The sequence below is a fragment of the Comamonas sp. JNW genome (genome assembly GCF_003105075.1).
Classification (GTDB): Bacteria; Pseudomonadota; Gammaproteobacteria; order Burkholderiales; family Burkholderiaceae_C; genus Comamonas; species Comamonas squillarum.
In genome coordinates, this window is sequence record NZ_QETI01000004.1 from 306,917 (window position 1) to 326,413 (window position 19,497).

The 19,497-nt window shown below is 65.4% G+C and carries 18 protein-coding genes; 15 read left to right on the top strand and 3 right to left on the bottom strand.

All coding sequences use genetic code 11. From position 1 onward, the window contains the following. The first annotated feature begins 145 nt into the window (after positions 1 to 145). From DCO45_RS08830 to DCO45_RS08850, 5 genes are all read left to right on the top strand, one after another. Positions 146 to 1,624: a M20 family metallopeptidase gene (locus DCO45_RS08830; RefSeq protein WP_116925483.1), complete on the top strand. Its 1,479-nt coding sequence runs from the start codon at positions 146 to 148 to the stop codon at positions 1,622 to 1,624. Between the two features lie 88 nt (positions 1,625 to 1,712). Then, positions 1,713 to 2,081, top strand: a complete 369-nt coding sequence (locus DCO45_RS08835) for a Rieske 2Fe-2S domain-containing protein (RefSeq protein WP_116925484.1) — start codon at positions 1,713 to 1,715, stop codon at positions 2,079 to 2,081. A 116-nt stretch (positions 2,082 to 2,197) separates the two neighbouring features. Further along, on the top strand, positions 2,198 to 2,599 hold the full coding sequence (locus DCO45_RS08840) for a YkgJ family cysteine cluster protein (protein WP_116925485.1): 402 nt from the start codon (positions 2,198 to 2,200) through the stop codon (positions 2,597 to 2,599). A 168-nt stretch (positions 2,600 to 2,767) separates the two neighbouring features. Continuing rightward, the gene (locus DCO45_RS08845; RefSeq protein ID WP_116925486.1) at positions 2,768 to 4,741 is read left to right on the top strand and encodes a tetratricopeptide repeat protein; all 1,974 of its coding nucleotides are present in this window, start codon (positions 2,768 to 2,770) and stop codon (positions 4,739 to 4,741) included. 1 nt (position 4,742) lies between these two features. Then, on the top strand, positions 4,743 to 6,443 hold the full coding sequence (locus DCO45_RS08850; RefSeq protein ID WP_116925487.1) for a glycosyltransferase: 1,701 nt from the start codon (positions 4,743 to 4,745) through the stop codon (positions 6,441 to 6,443). Positions 6,444 to 6,497: 54 nt separating this feature from the next. Here DCO45_RS08850 and DCO45_RS08855 read toward each other — a convergent pair whose 3' ends face one another. Then, positions 6,498 to 7,853, bottom strand: a complete 1,356-nt coding sequence (locus DCO45_RS08855; protein ID WP_133248111.1) for a hypothetical protein — start codon at positions 7,851 to 7,853, stop codon at positions 6,498 to 6,500. Positions 7,854 to 7,875: 22 nt separating this feature from the next. After that, entirely contained in the window at positions 7,876 to 8,775 is a 900-nt protein-coding gene (locus DCO45_RS08860) for a LysR family transcriptional regulator (RefSeq protein WP_116925489.1), read from the bottom strand. Positions 8,776 to 8,855: 80 nt separating this feature from the next. Between DCO45_RS08860 and DCO45_RS08865 the strand changes: the two genes are divergently transcribed. The 3 genes from DCO45_RS08865 to DCO45_RS08875 are packed head-to-tail and all read left to right on the top strand — an operon-like array spanning position 8,856 to position 11,617. Then, entirely contained in the window at positions 8,856 to 10,241 is a 1,386-nt protein-coding gene (locus tag DCO45_RS08865) for an acyclic terpene utilization AtuA family protein (RefSeq protein ID WP_116925490.1), read from the top strand. Next, positions 10,238 to 10,624, top strand: coding sequence for a hypothetical protein (locus DCO45_RS08870; RefSeq protein WP_116925491.1), 387 nt, complete (start codon positions 10,238 to 10,240; stop codon positions 10,622 to 10,624). The genes DCO45_RS08865 and DCO45_RS08870 overlap by 4 nt, the downstream gene beginning before the upstream one ends. A gap of 21 nt (positions 10,625 to 10,645) precedes the next feature. After that, positions 10,646 to 11,617, top strand: a complete 972-nt coding sequence (locus DCO45_RS08875; protein WP_116925492.1) for a tripartite tricarboxylate transporter substrate binding protein — start codon at positions 10,646 to 10,648, stop codon at positions 11,615 to 11,617. A gap of 21 nt (positions 11,618 to 11,638) precedes the next feature. Here DCO45_RS08875 and DCO45_RS08880 read toward each other — a convergent pair whose 3' ends face one another. Continuing rightward, a complete protein-coding gene (locus DCO45_RS08880; RefSeq protein WP_116925493.1) occupies positions 11,639 to 12,559 on the bottom strand; it encodes a LysR substrate-binding domain-containing protein in 921 nt (306 codons plus the stop codon). Positions 12,560 to 12,778: 219 nt separating this feature from the next. On the opposite strand from DCO45_RS08880, the gene DCO45_RS08885 reads away from it, so the two are divergent. From DCO45_RS08885 to DCO45_RS08915, 7 genes are all read left to right on the top strand, one after another. Then, the gene (locus DCO45_RS08885) at positions 12,779 to 13,813 is read left to right on the top strand and encodes an ABC transporter substrate-binding protein (RefSeq protein ID WP_116925494.1); all 1,035 of its coding nucleotides are present in this window, start codon (positions 12,779 to 12,781) and stop codon (positions 13,811 to 13,813) included. A 102-nt stretch (positions 13,814 to 13,915) separates the two neighbouring features. Next, positions 13,916 to 14,968 (top strand): ABC transporter ATP-binding protein, encoded by a 1,053-nt coding sequence (locus DCO45_RS08890; RefSeq protein ID WP_116925495.1) that lies wholly within the window; start codon positions 13,916 to 13,918, stop codon positions 14,966 to 14,968. A 25-nt stretch (positions 14,969 to 14,993) separates the two neighbouring features. After that, the gene (locus DCO45_RS08895) at positions 14,994 to 15,824 is read left to right on the top strand and encodes an ABC transporter permease (protein ID WP_116925533.1); all 831 of its coding nucleotides are present in this window, start codon (positions 14,994 to 14,996) and stop codon (positions 15,822 to 15,824) included. A 3-nt stretch (positions 15,825 to 15,827) separates the two neighbouring features. Continuing rightward, entirely contained in the window at positions 15,828 to 16,622 is a 795-nt protein-coding gene (locus DCO45_RS08900) for an ABC transporter permease (protein WP_116925496.1), read from the top strand. 11 nt (positions 16,623 to 16,633) lie between these two features. Beyond that, complete coding sequence (locus tag DCO45_RS08905; RefSeq protein WP_116925497.1) at positions 16,634 to 17,776, top strand: FAD-dependent oxidoreductase; 1,143 nt, start codon at positions 16,634 to 16,636, stop codon at positions 17,774 to 17,776. After that, positions 17,766 to 18,107 carry a (2Fe-2S)-binding protein gene (locus DCO45_RS08910; protein WP_116925498.1) on the top strand — a complete coding sequence of 114 codons (342 nt, stop codon included), beginning with the start codon at positions 17,766 to 17,768 and terminating at the stop codon, positions 18,105 to 18,107. Before DCO45_RS08905 ends, DCO45_RS08910 begins: the two co-directional genes overlap by 11 nt. Then, complete coding sequence (locus tag DCO45_RS08915) at positions 18,100 to 19,497, top strand: NAD(P)/FAD-dependent oxidoreductase (RefSeq protein WP_116925499.1); 1,398 nt, start codon at positions 18,100 to 18,102, stop codon at positions 19,495 to 19,497. The genes DCO45_RS08910 and DCO45_RS08915 overlap by 8 nt, the downstream gene beginning before the upstream one ends.

Below are 19,497 nucleotides of genomic sequence, written 5' to 3' on the forward strand. Positions count from 1 at the left end.
CGCACTGCGGGCCTTGCCCGGCCGGGCCCTGCGCTGGATGGCGGCAGCAGGGCTTTGCCCGAGGCGATAGCCGGGCGGCGCTGGCGCTGGTACGCTTATGCCTGCGGCTGCCCTTGTCGTGGCAGCACCTCCAGGAGATTCACCCATGAACGCCCGCCTAGACGCCGCCCATCTGCAAGCCGATGCGGCCTTGAGCCACATCAGCCAGCAGTGGGACCGCGATATCCTTCGCCAGCTGACCGACTACATCGCCATCCCCGCCAAGTCGCCGGGCTTTGATGGCAACTGGGAGCAGCATGGTTTCATCGACACGGTGGTGCGCAATGCCGCCACCTGGATCGAGGCGCAGAAGGTCGAGGGGCTGACCCTGGAAGTGGTGCGCGTGCCGGGCCGCACGCCGGTGCTGTTCTTTGAAGTGCCTGCCACCCAGGCCCAGAGCACGCAGACCGTGCTGATGTATGGCCACCTGGACAAGCAGCCCGAGTTCTCCGGCTGGCGCAATGACCTGGGCCCCTGGACCCCCAAATACGAAGACGGAAAGCTCTATGGCCGGGGCGGCGCCGATGACGGCTATGCCACCTACGCCAGCGTGGCCGCCATCCAGGAGCTCAAGCGCCAGAATGTGCCGCACCCGCGCATTGTCGGCCTGATCGAGACCTGCGAGGAAAGTGGCTCGGGCGACCTGCCGGTCTATATCGACATGCTCAAGCCCCGCCTGGGCGATGTGGGCCTGGTCATCTGCCTCGATAGCGGCGCGGGCAACTACGACCAGCTGTGGCTGACCACCAGCCTGCGCGGCATGGTGGCGGGCACCTTGAAGGTGGAGATCCTCACCGAAGGCGTGCACTCGGGCGATGCCTCGGGCGTTGTGCCCTCGTCTTTCCGCATCATGCGCCAGGTGCTCGACCGCCTCGAAGACAGCAAGACCGGCCGCCTGCTGCCAGACAGCTTTCACTGCGCGGTACCGGCTGAGCGCCTGGCCCAGGCGCAGGCCACGGCCGGCATTCTGGGTGACGAGCTGTACAAGCGTTTCCCCTGGGCGCATTTTGACTGCAATGGCTCGAGCCTGTTTGCGCTGCCCACCACCACCGACCCCACGCAGGCGCTGCTCAAGCGCACCTGGGAGCCGACCTTGTCCGTCACCGGCGCCGAAGGGCTGCCTGCGCTGCAGGATGCCGGCAATGTGCTGCGCCCCTATACCGCGTTCAAGCTGAGCTTGCGTCTGCCCCCGCTGGTCGATGCCACGCAGTGCATGCAAGAGCTCAAGACCTTGCTCGAAGACAATGCACCCTACCAAGCCAAGGTCACCTGGGAAGGGGCCAGCGGCGCCAATGGCTGGAATGCGCCCAACACCAGCGACTGGTTCCTGAACGCGCTCAACCAATCGAGCCGCGCGCACTTTGGCGCCGACTGCGGCTTTATCGGTCAGGGCGGCTCGATCCCGCTGATGGGTATGCTCAGCGCCGGCTTCCCCAAGGCGCAGATGATGGTCTGCGGCGTGCTGGGCCCCAAGAGCAATGCACACGGACCCAATGAGTTCCTGCATGTGCCTTATGCCAAGAAGCTGACCGCCGCTGTGGCGCAGGTGATTGCCTGCATGCCCACCACGGCTGCCAGCGCATAAATACAGCCAGCCCCCGGGCAGCCGCCGCGTGCCGATGCGCACGGGGCGGCTGCCTTTTGTTTTTGACCATAAAGACTACGCGCCCGCCATGACCGAGCCCACCGCCCCCACGCCCACGATCTTGTTTGACGGCACCGAACCCCTGGGTGCCAGCGCCGACCTGCAGGACAACGGCAAGCCCTTTTTCTTTCAGCTGCCCAACGGCCAGAAGGCCTTTGTGATCCGCTGGCAGGGCCAGCTGCACGGCTGGATCAACGAGTGCCAGCACGCCAGCGTGCCCATGGACTTTGATGGCGACATTCTGGAGAGCGGCCGCCAGTTCATCCTCTGCCCCTACCACGGCGCCATCTACCAGCCCGATACCGGCAAATGCGTGGGCGGCCCCTGCCGGGGCGCCAGCCTGGATGCGGTGGCGGTCGAAGAGCGCGATGGCGCGGTGTGGCTCAAGCACGGTTGAACCTCTGCCCGGCTCGCCAAGCCCCAGTGCGCTCCCACGGCATCCTTTTGGCGCGATACTGGCGCCCTTCAAAATAAGCGGCCACTCCTGCCAGGCCGCTTGCGCAGCGCCCCGCCATGAAATCCCCGATCCGAATTGTTGATGTTGACCGCCTGGAGACCTGGACCAAGTACAAGGCCGGTCTGTGCGACAGCTGCGCGGCCAACTGCTGCACGATGCCGCTGGAGGTGCAACTGCCCGATCTGGTGCGCCTGGGCCTGGTGGACGCCTTTGAAGTGGACAACATCGCGCACAAGCTGATCGCCAAGCGCCTGCTCAAGGCCCGGCTGATCGACCACTACAACCCCAAGCACAATATCTTCACGATGGCGCGCCGCGCCAGTGGCGACTGCCAGTTTCTCGACCCGGTGGCGCGGCGCTGCACCGTGTATGACAAGCGGCCCGAAACCTGCCGCCTACACCCCAAAAAAGGGCCCAAGCCAGGGTTTTGTGCCTATGGGCACAAAGATTTGCAATAAATCCTGGGCCGATTATCGGGGGCCGCTCTGGCCGACCTGTTGGCTCAGCGCCCCGAGCGCTTTATACAGAGGGTAAATAGTCCTCTAGAATGGCTCGCGCACCTGCTGCAGGTGTGGTCCGGGCCCTGAAAACGCAGGGCGAGGGCATTTTCTCAAGCCAACTAGCCGATGCAAAAATCAAAAATTTTCTGGTCGTTGGGCGTGCTGGCGCTCCTGGCCGCCGTCCTCACGATTTATGGCCTGGGCCTGCACAACGGCCTGGTGTTCGACGATGGCCGGCTGTCGGACGGCACCATTTTTGGCCGTTATGGCAGCTTGCTCGAGCCCAAGGTGCGCATGCTGTCCTATGGCAGCTTTGTCTGGGTGCAGTCGCTCTTTGGCGAGAGTATGGCCGTGCAGCGGGTCGTCAATATCGTGCTGCACCTGGCCACTTGCTATGCAATATGGCTGCTGGTGTCGGCACTGTTCAAACACACCCAGTTTTCGGACGAGGCGCGGGCAGAGCCGGGTTTTGACACCAATATCCGGATGGCGATATTTGCCGCAGTGGCGCTGTTTGCCGTGCACCCGGTGGGCGTATATGCCGTCGGTTATCTGATCCAGCGCAGCATGGTGATGATGACCCTGTTTTCCGCGCTGGCCTGCTGGGCGTATATCCGCGCCTTGGCGGGTGCGGGGCTGCAATGGGCGGCGCTGGCCGTGGTTTTCCTGCTCTGCGCGTTGATGAGCAAAGAGCATGCGGTGGTGCTGCCGGCACTCGCCTTGCCGCTGTATGTGTTTGTCAAACGGCCGTCGTGGAAGAAGCTGCTGGCGATCGCCGTGGCGATTGCCGTGCTGATCGGCCTGTTCACCGCGCTGCTGTGGACGCAGCTGGGCGCCTTTGTCGGCGCTGTCGCCACCGATGACACCTCCTGGGCCTATGTGCGCCAGCTCGAGCAACTGCAGCCAGGCATCACCTCGTCGATCTACCCGCTCAGCCTGCTCAACCAGGGCAAGCTGTTTTTCCAGTACGGCCTGCTGTGGCTGCTGCCCAATGTGCAGTGGATGGCGCTGGACCTGCGCCCGGTCTTCCCGCTGAGCTTTGTCAGCCTGCCCCATCTGCTGGGTGGCCTGGGCTATGTGGCACTGGTGATTGGCAGCGCGGTCCTGCTGCTGCGCAAACGTGATGCCTGGGGCCTGGTGGGCCTGGTGCTGCTTTGCACGGCGCTGCTGTTCAGCACCGAGTTTGTCACCAGCTGGTTGCAAGACCCCTTTGTGCTCTACCGCAGCTATATCTGGGCGATGCTGCTGCCGGCCTTGCTCGCGCTGGTGCTGCTGCTGTTTCCGCGCAAGCTGATGGTGGCCATCGCCTGCGCCGCTGGCCTGGTGCTGACGGCCCTGGCCACGGAGCGCAGCCTGAGCCTCAAGTCTGAGTACAGCGCCTGGAGCGATGCCGCCCAGAAGGTGGACGAGCAGGCCCCCTTCAACGCCTTTGGCCGCTGGCGCCCCTTTATCAACCGGGGTGCGTCGCTGCTGGAAAACCTGATCTACGAGCAGGCGCTGCAGGACTTTGACAAAGCGGTTGCGCTGCAAGAACCCCTGGGCTCGGCACAGTTCAACCGCGGCATGACCCTGGAGCTGCTCAAGCGCTACCCCGAGGCGCTGGCCGCGTTTGACAGCGCCCAAAAGCAAGGCTTTGACAATGCGGCGCTGGCCTACCACCAGGCCACGGCCTACAAGATGACGCAGCAGATGGAGCCGGCGTTCCAAAGCTATGCCAAGGCCCTGGCGATGAAGCCCGAAGACGTCCTGCTGCCCAAGATCTTGCTGGAGCAGGCCGAGGTTGCCATCCCCTCGGGCCACTACGACGTGGCCATTGCGAACTACCAGCGCCTGCTGCAGATGTCGCCGGGCAACACCCGCCTGGAGGTGGGCCTGGGCATTGCGTTCATTGGCAAGCGCGATTTTGCGCAGGCCTTGCAGATCTTTGATGCATCGCTCTCGCGCCAGCCCAACCCCCCCGCCTACTACGGCAAGGCCCTGGCCTACCGCGAGCAGGGCGACCGGGCCCAGGCCATTGCCAACCTGCAACGCGCCAGCGCCATGGACCCGGCCAACCCGGTCTACCAGCGCCTGCTGCAGCAATTGCACGGCGGCCAATAACATGCTGCGCCATTGGCTGGGCCGGCCCCAGGCTGCGCCCTTGCATGCACAGGCGGGCCATACGCCGCAGCGCGTGCTGCATGTGGGCAAGTTCTACCCGCCGTACCGGGGCGGCATGGAATCGTTTCTGGCCGATCTGATCGAGCAGCAACGCGCCAACGGCATCGACGCCCGCGCGGTCGTGCATGGCGATCCGCTGCCCGAGGACCCGCCCTGGCTCATCCGCGTGCCGGTGCAGATCACCCTGGTGTTCGCGCCGATTGCGCTGGGCTTTCCGCTGGCGCTGCACCGGGCCATTCGCGGCTTCCAACCCGATGTGCTGCATCTGCACATGCCCAACAATGCGGCGTTCTGGGCGCTCATCATGCCCGCCGCGCGCCGGGTGGCCTGGGTCACGCACTGGCACTCGGATGTGCTGATCTCCAAATGGGATAGCCTGCTGCAGCTGTGCTACCAGGTCTACCGGCCCTTCGAGACCAAGCTGCTGCGGCAAAGCGCGGCCATCCTCGCCACCTCGCCGCCTTACATGGCCGCCAGCGTTCCGCTGCAGCGCTGGCTGTTCAAGACCTTGGCGATCCCGCTGGGCCTGAAGCCGCTGGGCCAGGGGGTGCTGGAGCAGGCGCAGGCCGAGGCCCCACACCTGCAGCTCTGGGGCGATGCCCGGCTGCGCGTGCTGTCGGTCGGCCGGCTGACCTACTACAAGGGCTTTGACACCCTCATCTCGGCCGTGGCCGGCTTTGCCGATGTGCAGCTGATCATTGCCGGTGAAGGTGAGCAGCGCAAGGAACTCGAAGCGCTGATTGCGCGCGAGCGCGCCCAGCAAGGCTGCGCCAACGTCCAGCTGCTCGGCCAGGTCAGTGAGGCGCAAAAGCATGCGCTGTTCAACAGCTGCGATATCTTTGCGCTGGCCTCGCGTGAGCGCACCGAGGCCTTTGGCCTGGTACTGATCGAAGCCATGCAGCATGGCAAGCCCTGCATTGCCTCCGACTTGGATGGCTCGGGCATGTCCTGGGTGGTGGGGCAGTCGGGCAGCGGCCAGTGCTATGCCCCCGACCAGGTGCAGGCCTGGAAAGAGGCCATGCGCCAGGCGCTGGCCGCCAAGGCACAGCTGGCCGGGCGTGGTCTGGCGGCGCAGCAGGCGGCTGACGCCTATTTCACCATTGGCCAGTGCGAGCGGCGCATTGCCGAGGTCTACGACAGCATTCTGCCCGCCAGTGAGCGGGCACCTGCCCAGCCCCAGGCGGCCGCAGCGGCCAGGCCCTTACAGGTTGCGGTGGTGCAGCAGGCCGCGCAATGGCCGCTGCTGCAGCAGTGGCAGGCCGCCCACCCCGAGAGCCTGCTGCTCTGCGTCGATGCCAGCGGCCAGCGCAGTCCCGATCTGCAGGCTCTGGGCGGCTTGGCGCAGGTGTCGCTGGCCGACCTGGGCTGGTCCGAGGTGATCGCGCTGGTCCAGCGGCTCGCCGCTGAGCAGGCGCTTAGCGCCCTGTCCATCCGCTCTGCCGCCGATCTGCTGAGCGAGACGGGTGCCGAGCCACTGCCAGCGCCGCCTGCGGGCTGGTGGCAACGCTGGCTGGCGCGGCGTGGTGTCCGCCATCTGCAGCTGGGCCGCCATGCCTTGCTCTTGCGGGGCGATGAGATGGCTGCCTGGGCCGGTGCACGCCACGCCCTGGTAGGGGGGCATTTGTTCATGCGTAGCGCCTAGCCAGCATTTGGCCAGCGCTTGTCTAGCGCATAGGTTCTTGCCAGGGCGGCTGGCTCAGCAGCCCAGCAGCATGGGCGGGCGCACCACTGCCAGCACACTGGCGGCCATGCCCGCGCCCAGCAGCAAGCCCCGGCGCCAGCGCGGCCAGTGGCGGGTGACATGCTCCATGCCCAGTGCCGCAGGTGCGGCGGCAAAGAAGATGCCGTAGTTCAGCACGCGCAGCATCCAGTTGGTGTCCAGCAGCCACCACGACGCGGCAACGGCCAGCAGGCCCAGCAGCGCAACGCCCCCCAGCACACAGACCAGAAAACGGGCCATGCCCGGATCGATCCGCTGGTGGTGAAAGCCCCCCAGCCAGCGCCCGGCACCGACCAGCAAAAAACCCGCGAGCAGCAGGTTGCCGGACTGGAACACGATAAACCGGATCCAGGAGCCGCCATAGGGCGCCCATGCCGCCGGTGGCAGCAGATAGGCCTGCATCGTGAGCACCAGCAGCGCTGCGATGCACAGCGACCATCCGGCAGCACGCTGGTGGCGCAGCAAGCCGGTCAGGGCTGCAGCGGGCCAGCGGATGTCGCCATGCCACCAGCGGCGGCTGGCCCAGGCCATGGCGGCCACGGCCACCAGCAGGGCCAAGGAGGCTGGCAGGCTCAGCGGCCAGTGCTGGAAATGGGCCTGGCGCAGGTCGCGCAGCATATCGGTGTAAGGACCGCCGGGCCAGGCATAGACCGCAAAGCTGGCGATGCACAGCAGAGCGATGGCCAGGTGGCGCAGGCTCCAGCGGCGCTGGGCAATGCCATGGGTGGCCACCAGCACCAGGCACAGAAAGACCAGCACCGCGTGACTCAGGATATGGGTAAAGGCGACGGCAGGCAGCGCGACAAAAAAGGCCAGGCCGCCCCGGTGCTGTAGCCAGCGCCAGGCCGAGATGGTGCCCAGAAATACCGCCAGCTGCCCCCATTGCTGCGGGCGAGCCTCAAGCAAGGGCGCCCAGAAATAGCTCGACAGCGCCAGCGTTGCAAACACCGGCACCAAGGTCTTGAGCCCCAGGCGGTAGTAGCCCCAGCTCAGACCCCCAACAACGATAAATACGCCGCAGACCCCCATCCAGGGCATCACCTCGGCGTGGCTGGAGCCGGTCACCCAGGCCGCCTGGCGCAGCGTGTTGACAAAGGCAGGCCCCGAGACCGGCCAGGCCACGCCCTGGTCGAGCTGCTGGGCGATGCCGATCCAGTTCTTCTCGTCGTTGACGCACAGGGGGTAGTTCAGCAGCATGCGCATGGCGCAGGCCAGCAGCGCAAACAGCGCAGCCCATGCCAACAGCGACACGACCCGCGTGCGCAGCGCCAGGTAGGGCAGCGGCATCGCGGGTGCAGGCGGTGCGAACGGGGGCATCGTAGGCAAGGACATCAGCGCTGGAGTGTAGAGGGCCTCAAGCAATATGGGAGAAATCTGGGCGTTTTTGTTGCATTAATTGGTACAGTGCCTGGGCCGCCACCGACAGCTGCGGCTCGCGCCTGCGCACCAGGTAGATCTGGCGGTCCATGCCGGGCAGATGCAGCGGCCGGGTGACCAGGCCAGGCTGCGCAAAGTGAAACAAGGCCAGGGCCGGCACCACGCTGATGCCCAGACCGGCCTTGACCAGGCCCATCACGGTGGCCAGCTGCTCGACCTCCACCAGGGTCTGCATGGTCTGCGGGAAAAAGGCGGCATCGAGGTACTGGCGCACGCTGCTGTGCCGGGCCAGGTGCACAAAGGGCCAGGCCGCCAGATCGGGCAGCTGCACCTCGTCCAGCGCGGCCAGCGGGTGGTTGGCCGGGCAGACCAGGTGAAAGCGGTCGCTGCAAAAGGGCTCGGCGCGCAGATCGGGCGTGTCGGCGCGGATGGCGGCCAGTGCGAAGTCGGCATCGCCATTGGCCACCGCGGCAATGCAGGGCTCGGACAGCACATCGAAGACCTGCAGCTGCACACCGGGGTGCTGGCCGGCAAAGCTGCGCAGCACCGGCGGCAGCCAGCCAGCGGCCAGCGACGGGAGCAGCGCGACGGCGACCCGGCCCTGGACAAGCTGGGCGGTAGCGCGCATCGCTTTTTCACAGGCGGCAAATTCGGCTGCGATGCGCTGGGCCGATAACAGAAACTGCTCGCCCTCGGGCGTCAGCAGCACATGCCGCGTGCTGCGCTCGAACAGGCGCAGGCCCACGGTGGTCTCCAGCGCGCGGATGAGGGCGCTGAAAGCCGGCTGGGACAGGTGGCACAGGCTGGCGGCTCGGGTGAAGTTCTTCTGGCTGGCCAGCGCCAAAAAGGCCTGGATGTCGCGCTGGGATAGATTCATTTGTATTACAGATTAATCGATCTCAATTATCGATTTCACAACATAGAGCCTCTTTTCTATAGTGGGCTGCAGGAGATGCTATGCAGACAGACAAGACACCGCCCGCAGCCATGCTGATTGGCTGCGCGGCTGGCTTTTCAGGCGACCGGGTGGATGCGGCAGCGCCGGTGGTGCAGGCGCTGGTGGCCTTGCAGCAGCCCGCGTTTCTGATTTTTGAAACACTGGCCGAGCGCACCCTGGCGCTGGCCCAGCTGGCCCGGCGCGACGACCCCGAGGCCGGCTACGAGCCCTTGCTGGTGGAGCTGCTGCGCCCGGTGCTGGCTGATTGCCTGGCGCACCGCATCCGCATCGTCAGCAATTTTGGCGCGGCCAACCCGCAAGGCGCCGCCCGCGCCATTGCCGCGCTGGCGCGCAGCCTGGGCCTGCGCGCGCCCCGTATCGCCGTGGTGCAGGGCGATGACCTGAGCGGCCCGGCCCACCGGCCCATGCTGGCCCAGGCGCTGGGTGCGCAGATGCCCGAGCAGCCGCTGGTCAGCGCCAATGCCTATATCGGCGCGCGGCCGATTGCCGAGGCGCTGCAGGCGGGCGCCGATATCGTGGTCTGCGGCCGGGTGGCTGATCCATCATTGGTGCTGGGCCCGGCGATGGCGCATTTTGGCTGGGCCTGGGATGACTGGGACCGCCTTGCCCGCGCGACGATGGCCGGCCACCTGCTCGAATGCGGCACCCAGGTGAGCGGCGGCTATTTTGCCGACCCGGGCTACAAAGAGGTGCCAGGCATGGACCGGCTGGGCTACCCGATCGCGGAGATCGACGACAGCGGCAACTGCAGCATCTTCAAACCCGAGGGCACGGGCGGCTGCATCACGACCGCCACCGTCAAGGAACAGTTGCTCTACGAGATCCACGACCCCTGCTGCTACCTGACCCCCGATGTGGTGGCCGACATCAGCCAGGCCCAGGTGCGGGCCGAGGGCGAGAACCGCGTGCGCCTGGAGGGCGTCATCGGCCACCCGCGCCCCGAGGCGCTCAAGGTCAACACCTGCTATGCCTCGGGCTGGTTTGCCGAGGCCGAGATTTCCTATGCCGGCCCCCGTGCGGCCGAGCGTGCGCGCCTGGCGGCGCAGACCGTTGCCCAGCGCCTTGAGGGCATTGCGCCACTGCGCAGCGACCTGATCGGTGTCACCAGCGTCTGGGGCAACGATGCCAGCGATTGGCTGGCCGGTGCCGACCTGTCAGCCGCATCGCAGGATGTGCGCCTGCGCATGGCCTGGCAGCATGCCGACAAGGCCACTGCAGCGCGCCTGCCGCGCGAGATCAATGCGCTGTACTGCTGCGGGCCCGCCGGTGGCGGTGGCGTGCGCAGCCATATGCGCCAGCGCCTGGGCATGGTGTCCTGCCTGGTGCCCCAGGCACTGATTACCACGGGCTTTACCTGGGCTGCGCAAGAGGAGGCCGCCGCATGACCGACAGCATTACCACCCCGCTGTACCGCCTGGCCCATGGGCGCACCGGCGACAAGGGCAACCGCTCCAACATCAGCGTGATTGCCTGGCATCCCGCGCTGTGGGAGGTTATCTGTGAGCAGGTCAGCGAAGCGGCCGTGGCCGCGCTGTTTGCCGACCGCCAGCCCAGCCGTGTGCAGCGCTACCTGCTGCCCCAGCTGCAGGCGATGAACCTGGTGCTGGACGAGGTGCTGGACGGCGGCGTCAACGACGCGCTGAACCTCGACAGCCATGGCAAGACCCTGTGCTTTCGCGTGCTGCAGATGCCGATCGCGCTGCCGCTGCATTTGCAGGCCCATCTGGTGGGTCCGGCCGATGCGGAACCCCCATCCACCCCTGAATAAAAAACCAACCGGAGACAAGAGATGACATTTTCCACCCGCCGCCACCTGCTGGCCTGTGCCACGGCGCTGGCCATCAGCCCCCTGGCCTTTGCGCAGGGCGACTACCCGTCCAAGCCCATCACCTTTGTCGTGCCCTTTGCCGCAGGCAGTGCCACCGACCAGCTGGCGCGCGCGCTGGGCCAGGCGGTGACCGAGCAGACGCGCCAGCCGGTGATCGTCGAGAACAAGGCCGGTGCCAGCGGCATGATCGCCGCGCAGGCGGTGGCCAAGGCCCCGGCCGATGGCTACACGGTGCTGATCACCACCAACACCACGCATGCGGCCAATATCCACCTCTACCGCAAGCTGTCCTATGACCCGGTCAAGGACTTCACGCCGATCACCGGTCTGGGCAAGGGCGGCCAGGTGCTGGTGGTGCCGGCCAATGCGCCCCACCAGTCGGTGGGCGATCTGCTCGCCTACGCCAAGGCCAACCCGGGCAAGCTCAGCTTTGGCAGCGGCAGCTCGTCGAGCCGCGTCGCCGGCGAGATGCTCAAGCAGCTGGCCCATGTGGACATCCTGCATGTGCCCTACAAGAGCAACCCCTTGGCCATCACCGACCTGCTGGGCGGCCAGATCAATCTGATGATCACCGACGTCTCCACCGGCGTGCCGCAAATCAAGGCGGGCAAGCTGCGCGCACTGGGCTATTCCACACAAAAGCGCAGCGCCCAGCTGCCCGATGTGCCCACCATTGCCGAGGCCGGTGTGAAGGGCTATGACATGGGCTACTGGTTTGCCGCCTATGCCCCAGCGAATGTGCCCGCTGCCGTCAGCGCCAAGCTCAACCAGCTGCTGGGCCAGGCGGTGGGCAGTGCGGCTGCCAAGTCCTTCTTCGAGATGTCGGGATCCGAGCCCTGGACGACGAGCCAGGCCGAGCTGGCGCAGTTCCAGGCGGCCGAGACCACCAAATGGGGGCAGGTGATCAAGGCAGCGGGCATTACGCCGGAGTGAAGCGCCGCTTTGAACAGGTTCTTATAGGATCCAGCGTTTGGGCAGCATGCGCTTGATCTCTGCCTTAGCCAGGTCGATGAAGGGCTTGAGCACCAGGGTGGAGGCATGGCGGTTGGAGACCACCATCGAGTACTCGCAAGGGACGGCGGGCTCGAACAGCACAAACTTCACATCCGGGCCGTGGTAGCTGCAGGCCGTCAGCGGGTCGATGATCGCCAGGCCGGCGCCGGCCTCGACCAGCTTGATGGCGGCGTACGAGATCTGGGTCTCGATGTTCACGCGGCGCTGCACCCGGTTGACGAGGAACAGGCTGTCGAGCTTGGTGCGGGTCTCCATCATCGTGGGCAGCGACACCAAGGGCTCGTCGACAAAGTCGATCGGTGACAGGCTGGTCTTGCGCGCCAGCTTGTGGCCGGCAGGCACGGCGACGACCAATTTGCCGATCACCAAGGTCTCCAGCCCCTTGAAGCGGGTGTGGTCGGGCGAGAGCATCACAAAGCCGATATCGCAGCGCTCGGCCTGCACCATGTCCAGCGCGGCCGGCGAAGCCTGCATGTGCAAGGTGACCAGGGTCTCGGGGAACTGGGCGCTGAACTTGGCAATGGCGCTGGGCAGGAACGAGGTCGCCATCGCCGGCGCGGCCGTCACCTCCAGCCGCTGCAGGCGCCGAAAGCGTACGTTCTCCGAGATGTTGCGGATGCGCTCGATGCCCATCAGCGCCTGGTGCACGTCTTCGAGCAGCAAGGTCGCCGCCGAGGTCGGCTGCAGCCGGCTTTTGACGCGCTCGAACAGCGGCATGCCGATGCGCGCCTCGAACTCGGCAATCAGCCGTGTCACCACGGGCTGGGTCACCTCCAGCGACTGGGCCGCTGCGGTGACCGAGCGGCGCAGCATCAGCGCCCGAAAGGCCTCCAGATGCCGCAGTGTGATTTTCTTATCCATGTTGTAAAGACATGAGTTAATGGCCTAATGCAATCGAATAGTCTACAAAATTACTAATTTTGTAAATATTTCAATGGCTTATTGATTAAGAAATTTCCATCTCATAAAGGCATTGAAGCAGGAATTCACCGATTCAATTTTGCCTGCAGATGCCTATCATTGGTGACCAGACAGATTGAATTCCACTTGGTTTCACGCTACTTTCTGGAGGTAATTTCGATGACCGCATCCCGTCTGGCTCTCTCCCTGGCTGCTGCCTTTGCTGCCACCACTGGCATCGCCCATGCTGAAGACATCTATGTCGGTGGCTATGGCGGCTCGACCGAGACCGCCTTCAAGCAAAAGATCATTCCCGCCTATGAGAAGCTGACCGGCAACAAGGTCATCTATGTGCCTGGCAACTCCACCGACACCCTGGCCAAGCTGCAGGCCGAAAAGAACAACCCGCAGTACGACGTGGCGCTGATGGATGACGGCCCGATGGAGCAGGCGGTGCAGTTCGGTTTCTGCGGCGACATCGAATCCGCACCGGTCTACAACGACCTCTACCCGATGGCCAAGACCGCGGGCAACAAGTCGCTGAACCTGGGCGTCATCGCCACCGGCCTGTTCTACAACGAAGAGGCCTTCAAGAAGGCCGGCTGGGCCGCACCCACGTCGTGGAACGACCTCAAGGACAAGAAGTTCAAGAGCAAGACCGTGATCCCGCCGATCAACAACGGCTACGGTCTGCAGACCTTGCTGATGTTTGCCGAGATGAACGGCGGCAGCGCGAGCAATATCGACCCCGGTTTCCAGGCGCTGATCAAGGAAGTGGGCCCCAATGTGCTGGCCTGGGAGCCGTCGCCGGGCAAGATGACCGAGCTGTTTCAGAACGGCGATGCCGTCATCGGCGTCTGGGGCAGCGGCCGCGTCAAGGCGCTGGCCGATACCGGCTTTCCCGTGAAGTTCGTCTACCCCAAGGAAGGCGCGTTTGCGCTGTTCACCTCCGTCTGCCCCGTTGCCAAGAAGCAGCCCAAGGCCGGTGCGCAGAAGTTCGTGCAGTTCCTCTACACGCCTGAATCGCAAACGGCGCTCGCCGAGACCCAGGCCTGGGGCCCCATGAACAGCAAGGTCAAGTTGGACGACAAGGTCGCCAAGCAAGTGCCTTATGGCCCCGAGCAGATCGCCCAGCTGAAGACCGTGGACTACAAGATCGTCAACGTCAAGCGTTCCGAATGGACCAATCGCTGGAACCGCACTGTCGAACGCTAAGGGTGCCTCGACATCTTCGCTATGGATAGGTGCTAAGCCGCCAGCCGCCCTACACAGGCCTGCCGCGCCGCCCCACGCGGGCCGCAGGCCCCGGAGTTTCACATGAGTTTTCTACGTATCGAGGGCCTTGCCAAGAGGTTCGGGGATTTTGTTGCCGTCAAGGACTTCCACCTGGACGTCGAGCGCGGTGAGTTTGTGTCGCTGCTGGGCCCTTCGGGCTGCGGCAAGACAACCACCTTGCAGATGATCGCCGGCTTTCTGGACCCCAGCCAGGGCCGCATTGTGCTGGACGGCAAGGACATCACCCAGCTGCGCCCCGAGCAGCGCGGCATGGGCGTGGTGTTCCAGAGCTATGCGCTCTTTCCCCACATGACGGTCGAGCAGAACATCTCCTTTGGCCTGGAGATGCGCAAGCTCAGCCGCGATGTCGTGCAGCAGCGGATTCAGGATGCGCTGGCGCTGGTGCGCCTGCATGGGCTCGGCGCCCGTTACCCGCGTGAACTCTCCGGTGGCCAGCGCCAGCGCGTGGCCATTGCCCGCGCCTTGGCGATCCAGCCCGAGGTGCTGCTGCTCGATGAACCCATGTCCAACCTGGACGCCAAGCTGCGCCAGGAAATGCACGTCGAGATGCGCGCCATCCAGCGCCAGCTGGGCATCACCACCATCTTGGTGACGCACGACCAGGTCGAGGCGATGACGATGAGCGACCGCATCGCGGTGATGCACAACGGCCAGATCGCCCAGGTCGATTCGCCCCAGCAGATCTATGACAAGCCCAGCTGTGACTTTGCCTCGGTGTTCCTGGGCAAGACCAACCGCTTCGAAGGCCAGGCCCACAGCCGCGAGACCGTGAAGATTGGCGACATGGTGCTGGGCGCGCCCAGCCCGGTGGACAGTGGCCCGGTCGTGGTCTACCTGCGGCCCGAGCGCATCGTGGTGGCCCCGGCCGGCCAGGGCGGCCTGCCCGGCACCATCAAGACCTTGCTGTTTTTGGGCAGCCAGTGGGTGGTCAATGTCGGCACCGCGCTGGGCGACATCCATATCAGCCTGCCCAATGCGCGGCGTGCCGCGCTGCATGAGGGCGACGAGGTCACGCTGAACTGGGCCCCCGACGATGTGCGCGTGCTGACCCAGCAGGAGGCCAGCCGTGGATAGCAAGAACCGCTGGAAACCCTGGGCCATGTCCGGCCCCGGCCTGCTGGTCTTTGTGACCATGCTGCTGGCGCCGCTGGCCTTGACCGCCATCCTGTCGCTCAATGTCTTCAATGGCATGGAAGGCATCCAGAGCGTCTACTCGCTCAAGAACTACCTGGAGATCTTCAGCGACAGCTACTACCTGGAGATCTTTGGCCGCACTGCGCTGATGTCGGCCATCGTTACCGTGCTGTGCGTGGTGCTGGGCGTGCCCGAGACCCTCATCATCTCGCGCATGCGGGGCCGCTGGCGTGGTGTGTTTCTGCTGATCATCCTCGCGCCCCTGCTGATCTCGGTGGTGGTGCGCACCCTGGGCTGGTCCATCCTGATGGGCAACAACGGCCTGATCAACAAGGGCCTGATGCTGTTCAACATCATCGACGAACCACTGCGCCTGGCCTTCACGATGACGGGCGTGACGATTGCCATGGTGCATGTGATGGTGCCGTTCATGGTGATCTCCGTCTGGGCCTCGCTGCAAAAGCTCGACCCCCAGGTCGAGAACGCCGGCCTGTCACTGGGTGCCAGCCAGCGCACCGTGTTCCGCCGTGTCGTGCTGCCCCAGCTGCTGCCCGGCATCCTCTCGGGCAGCATCATCGTCTTCGCGCTGTCGGCATCGGCCTTTGCCACACCTGCACTGCTGGGCGGGCGGCGCCTGAAGGTGGTGGCCACGGCCGCCTATGACGAGTTCCTCAACACCCTGAACTGGCCGCTGGGCGCTGCCATTGCCGTGGTACTGCTGGTCGCCAACATCATCATCATCGTGGGCTGCAATCGCTGGATCGAGCGCCGCTTCAAAGCTGTTTTCGAGGGTTGAGCCATGCAAAAAAACAGTCCTCTGGCGCTGGTCTACCACGCGCTTTTCATCACCTTCATCCTGGCGCCGCTGGCCGTGGTGGTGGCGGTGGCCTTTACCGACAAGGGCTTCATCTCCTTCCCCACCGATGGCCTGTCGCTGCGCTGGTTCCGTGCCATCCTCGATGCCACCGAGATCAAGTCGGCCTTCTGGTTCTCGGCCAAGCTGGGCCTGGCTGCCGCCTCGATCGCGATCGCGCTGGCGGTACCGGCGGCGCTGGCCATCACCCGCTACCGCTTTGCCGGCCGCGAGGTGCTGATGGCCTTTTTCATGTCGCCGCTGATGATTCCCCACGTCGTGCTGGGCGCGGCCTTCCTGCGCTTTTTCAACATCGCGGGGCTCTCGGGTTCGTTCTTCTGGCTCATGTTTACCCACGTGATCTGCATCATGCCCTATGCGCTGCGCATGGTGCTGTCGGCTGCCACCGGCATGAACCGCGAGATCGAGCATGCCGGCCTGTCGCTGGGCGCATCGCGCAGCACCGTCTTTCTGCGCATCACCGTGCCGATGCTGATGGCCGGTATCGCCGGCGGCTGGATGCTGTCCTTCATCCAGAGTTTTGACGAACTGACGATGACGGTGTTCGTGGCCACGCCCGGCACGATGACCCTTCCCGTGGCCATGTACAACCACATCGCCCAGACCATTGATCCGCTGGTGACCTCGGTCTCCACTGTGCTGATCGTCGGCACGCTGGTGCTGATGGTCATCCTGGACAAGCTCGTCGGCCTGGAGAAGGTACTGATTGGCAAAGGTTGAGAGAGCAAAAAATGAACAACAACACACATAGCAGCGATGTCATTGTGATTGGAGGAGGCTTGGTTGGCAGTTCCGTGGCTTACGGGTTGCTGCGCCAGGGCCTGTCGGTCACGATCCTCGATGGTGCGGACGACACGATTCGTCCCTCACGCGGCAACTTCGGCCTGGTCTGGGTGCAGGGCAAGGGCTTCGGCATGGCCGACTACGCCCGCTGGAGCTTTGGCTCGGCCCGCCAGTGGCCTGCGCTGCGCGATGAACTGCAGGCGCAGACCGGCATCGACGTCGAGCTGATGCAGCCCGGAGGCCTGCACATCTGCCTGAGCGAGGAAGAGATGGCCCAGCGCGTGGACAAACTGCGCTGGCTCGAGTCTGAGGTGGGCGACCCCGCCTACCGCAGCACGGTGCTCAGCCGCGACGAGGCGGCCGAGCACCTGCCGGGGCTGGGCCCCGAGGTCGCGGGCGCCACCTATTCGGCGATGGACGGCCACTGCAACCCCTTGAAGCTGCTGCGCGCGCTCTACAGCGCCAATATCGCCAAGGGCGCGCGTATCCACAACCGCATGCAGGTCGATGCGATCCGCAAAGACGGTGGCATCTTCCACGTCAGCGCCGGCGAGCGTGCCTGGCAGGCGCCGCGCATCGTGATTGCCGCCGGCCACGCGACGCAACAGCTGTCGGCCATGGTGGGCATGTTTGTGCCGGTGCGGCCCAACAAGGGCCAGGTCTTCATCACCGAACGGGTTCAGCCCTTCTTGACGCACCCCACCAACTATGTGCGCCAGACCGATGAGGGCACGGTGCAGATTGGCGACTCGATGGAGGAGCTGGGCTTTGACGACATGGTGCGCGTGCCGGTGAACGCCAGGATTGCCGCGCGTGCGGTCAAGTGCTTCCCGGTGCTGGCCAACGCCCGCGTGGTGCGCACCTGGGCGGCGCTGCGGGTGATGTCGCCCGATGGCTTTCCGATGTACCAGGAGTCGGACAGCCACCCTGGCGCCTTTGCGGTGACCTGCCACAGCGGCGTCACGCTGGCGGCCCAGCACGTCTTTTGCATCGCCCCCTGGGTGGCCACGGGCCTGCGGCCGGCCGCCATCGAGGCATTCCCCGCGACACGATTTACGCCGGAAACGGAAGTGAAACCCTATGGCATCTAAAGCCCTTTTCAAATACCTCCCTGGCCACCAGGCCGGGGCCGCTGGCACGGTGTCGGTGCTGGTCAACGGCGCGGTGGTACGCATGTCGCCCGCCAGCAGCCTGGCCGCTGGCCTGCTGGCAGCCGGCATCACCGCGGTGCGCGTCTCGCCCGTGGGCCAGGGCGCCCGCGCGCCTTACTGCATGATGGGCGTGTGCTTTGAGTGCATGGTCGACGTCAACGGCCGGCCCAACCAGCAGGCCTGCCTGATCACCCCCGAAGACGGCATGGAGGTGACCACCATGCAGGCGGCGCCCAGCGTGCTGGATGCGCAGGAGGCCAAGCATGTCTAATCCCGCTATCCCTTTGAACGATGCGCCCAGCCAGCTGCGTGACCTGGTCGTGATTGGCGCCGGCCCGGCCGGCATGGCAGCGGCCCTGGCGGCCCAGCGGCGCGGCCTGGATGTGCTGCTGCTGGACGAACAACCCCAGGTGGGCGGCCAGATCTACCGCAGCATCACCCAGACCGATGCCCAGCGCGAGCGCATCCTGGGCGCGGACTATGTCTACGGCAAATCGCTGGCCGAACAGGTCCGCGCCAGTGGCCTGACCCACTGGGCCGGCGCTTCGGTCTGGCAGATCGACCCTGAGAAGACCGTGCATGTGCTGCGCAATGACCGCACCACACGCATCGAGACCAAGTCGCTGGTGATCGCCACTGGCGCGATGGAGCGGCCCTTCCCCGTGCCGGGCTGGACCCTGCCCGGGGTGATGACCGCCGGTGCCGGCCAGATTTTGCTCAAGAACGCCGCCGTCGTGCCCCAGGTACCGGTGGTGCTGGCCGGCTGCGGCCCCTTGCTCTACCTGCTGGCGGCGCAGTACCTGCGCGCGGGCGTCGAGATCCGTGCGGTGCTCGATACGTCTGCGGGCACCGACTGGCGCCTGGCGATCCGCCATGCCTCGTCGCTGCTGGCCGGCTGGGGCTATGTGCGCAAGGGCCTGGGGCTGCTGCGCGAGATCAAGTCGGCCGGCATTCCGTTCTTCAAGGATGTGGGCGGCTTGCGCATCGAGGGCGAAGACGCGGTGCGCCAGGTGCGCTTTACCAGCGCGGGCCACTCCCAGCAGATCGACTGCGAGCTGGTGCTGCTGCACCAGGGCGTGGTGCCCAACACCCAGGTGTCCTGGTCCTTGCGCGCCGAGCACCATTGGGACGATGAGCAGCTGTGCTGGCTGCCGGTGCTCGACAGCTGGGGCCAGACCAGCCTGCCGGGCATCTATATCGCCGGTGACGGCGCCGGCATTGGCGGCGCGCTGGTGGCCGAGATGCAGGGCGCGCTCGCCGGTATTGGCGTGGCCAACAGCCTGGGCTTTGGCACCAGCGAAGACGGTGCCCAGCAGCGCGCCCAGATCGCCCAGCATCTGCGCATCCGCCCCTTCCTGAACCAGCAGTACCGGCCCAAGGACGAGTTCCGCATTCCGGCCGACGAGGTCGTGGTCTGCCGCTGCGAAGAGGTAACCGCAGGCGCGATCCGCGAGCAGGTGCAGCTGGGCTGCGTGGGCCCGAACCAGACCAAGTCCTTCAGCCGCTGTGGCATGGGCCCCTGCCAGGGCCGCCAATGCGGTTTGACGGTGACCGAGATCATCGCCAAGGAAGCCAATTTGCCGCCGCAGGAGGTGGGCTACTACCGCATCCGTCCGCCACTCAAATCGCTGTCGCTGGCCCAGCTGGCCGCAGGCGTGTGA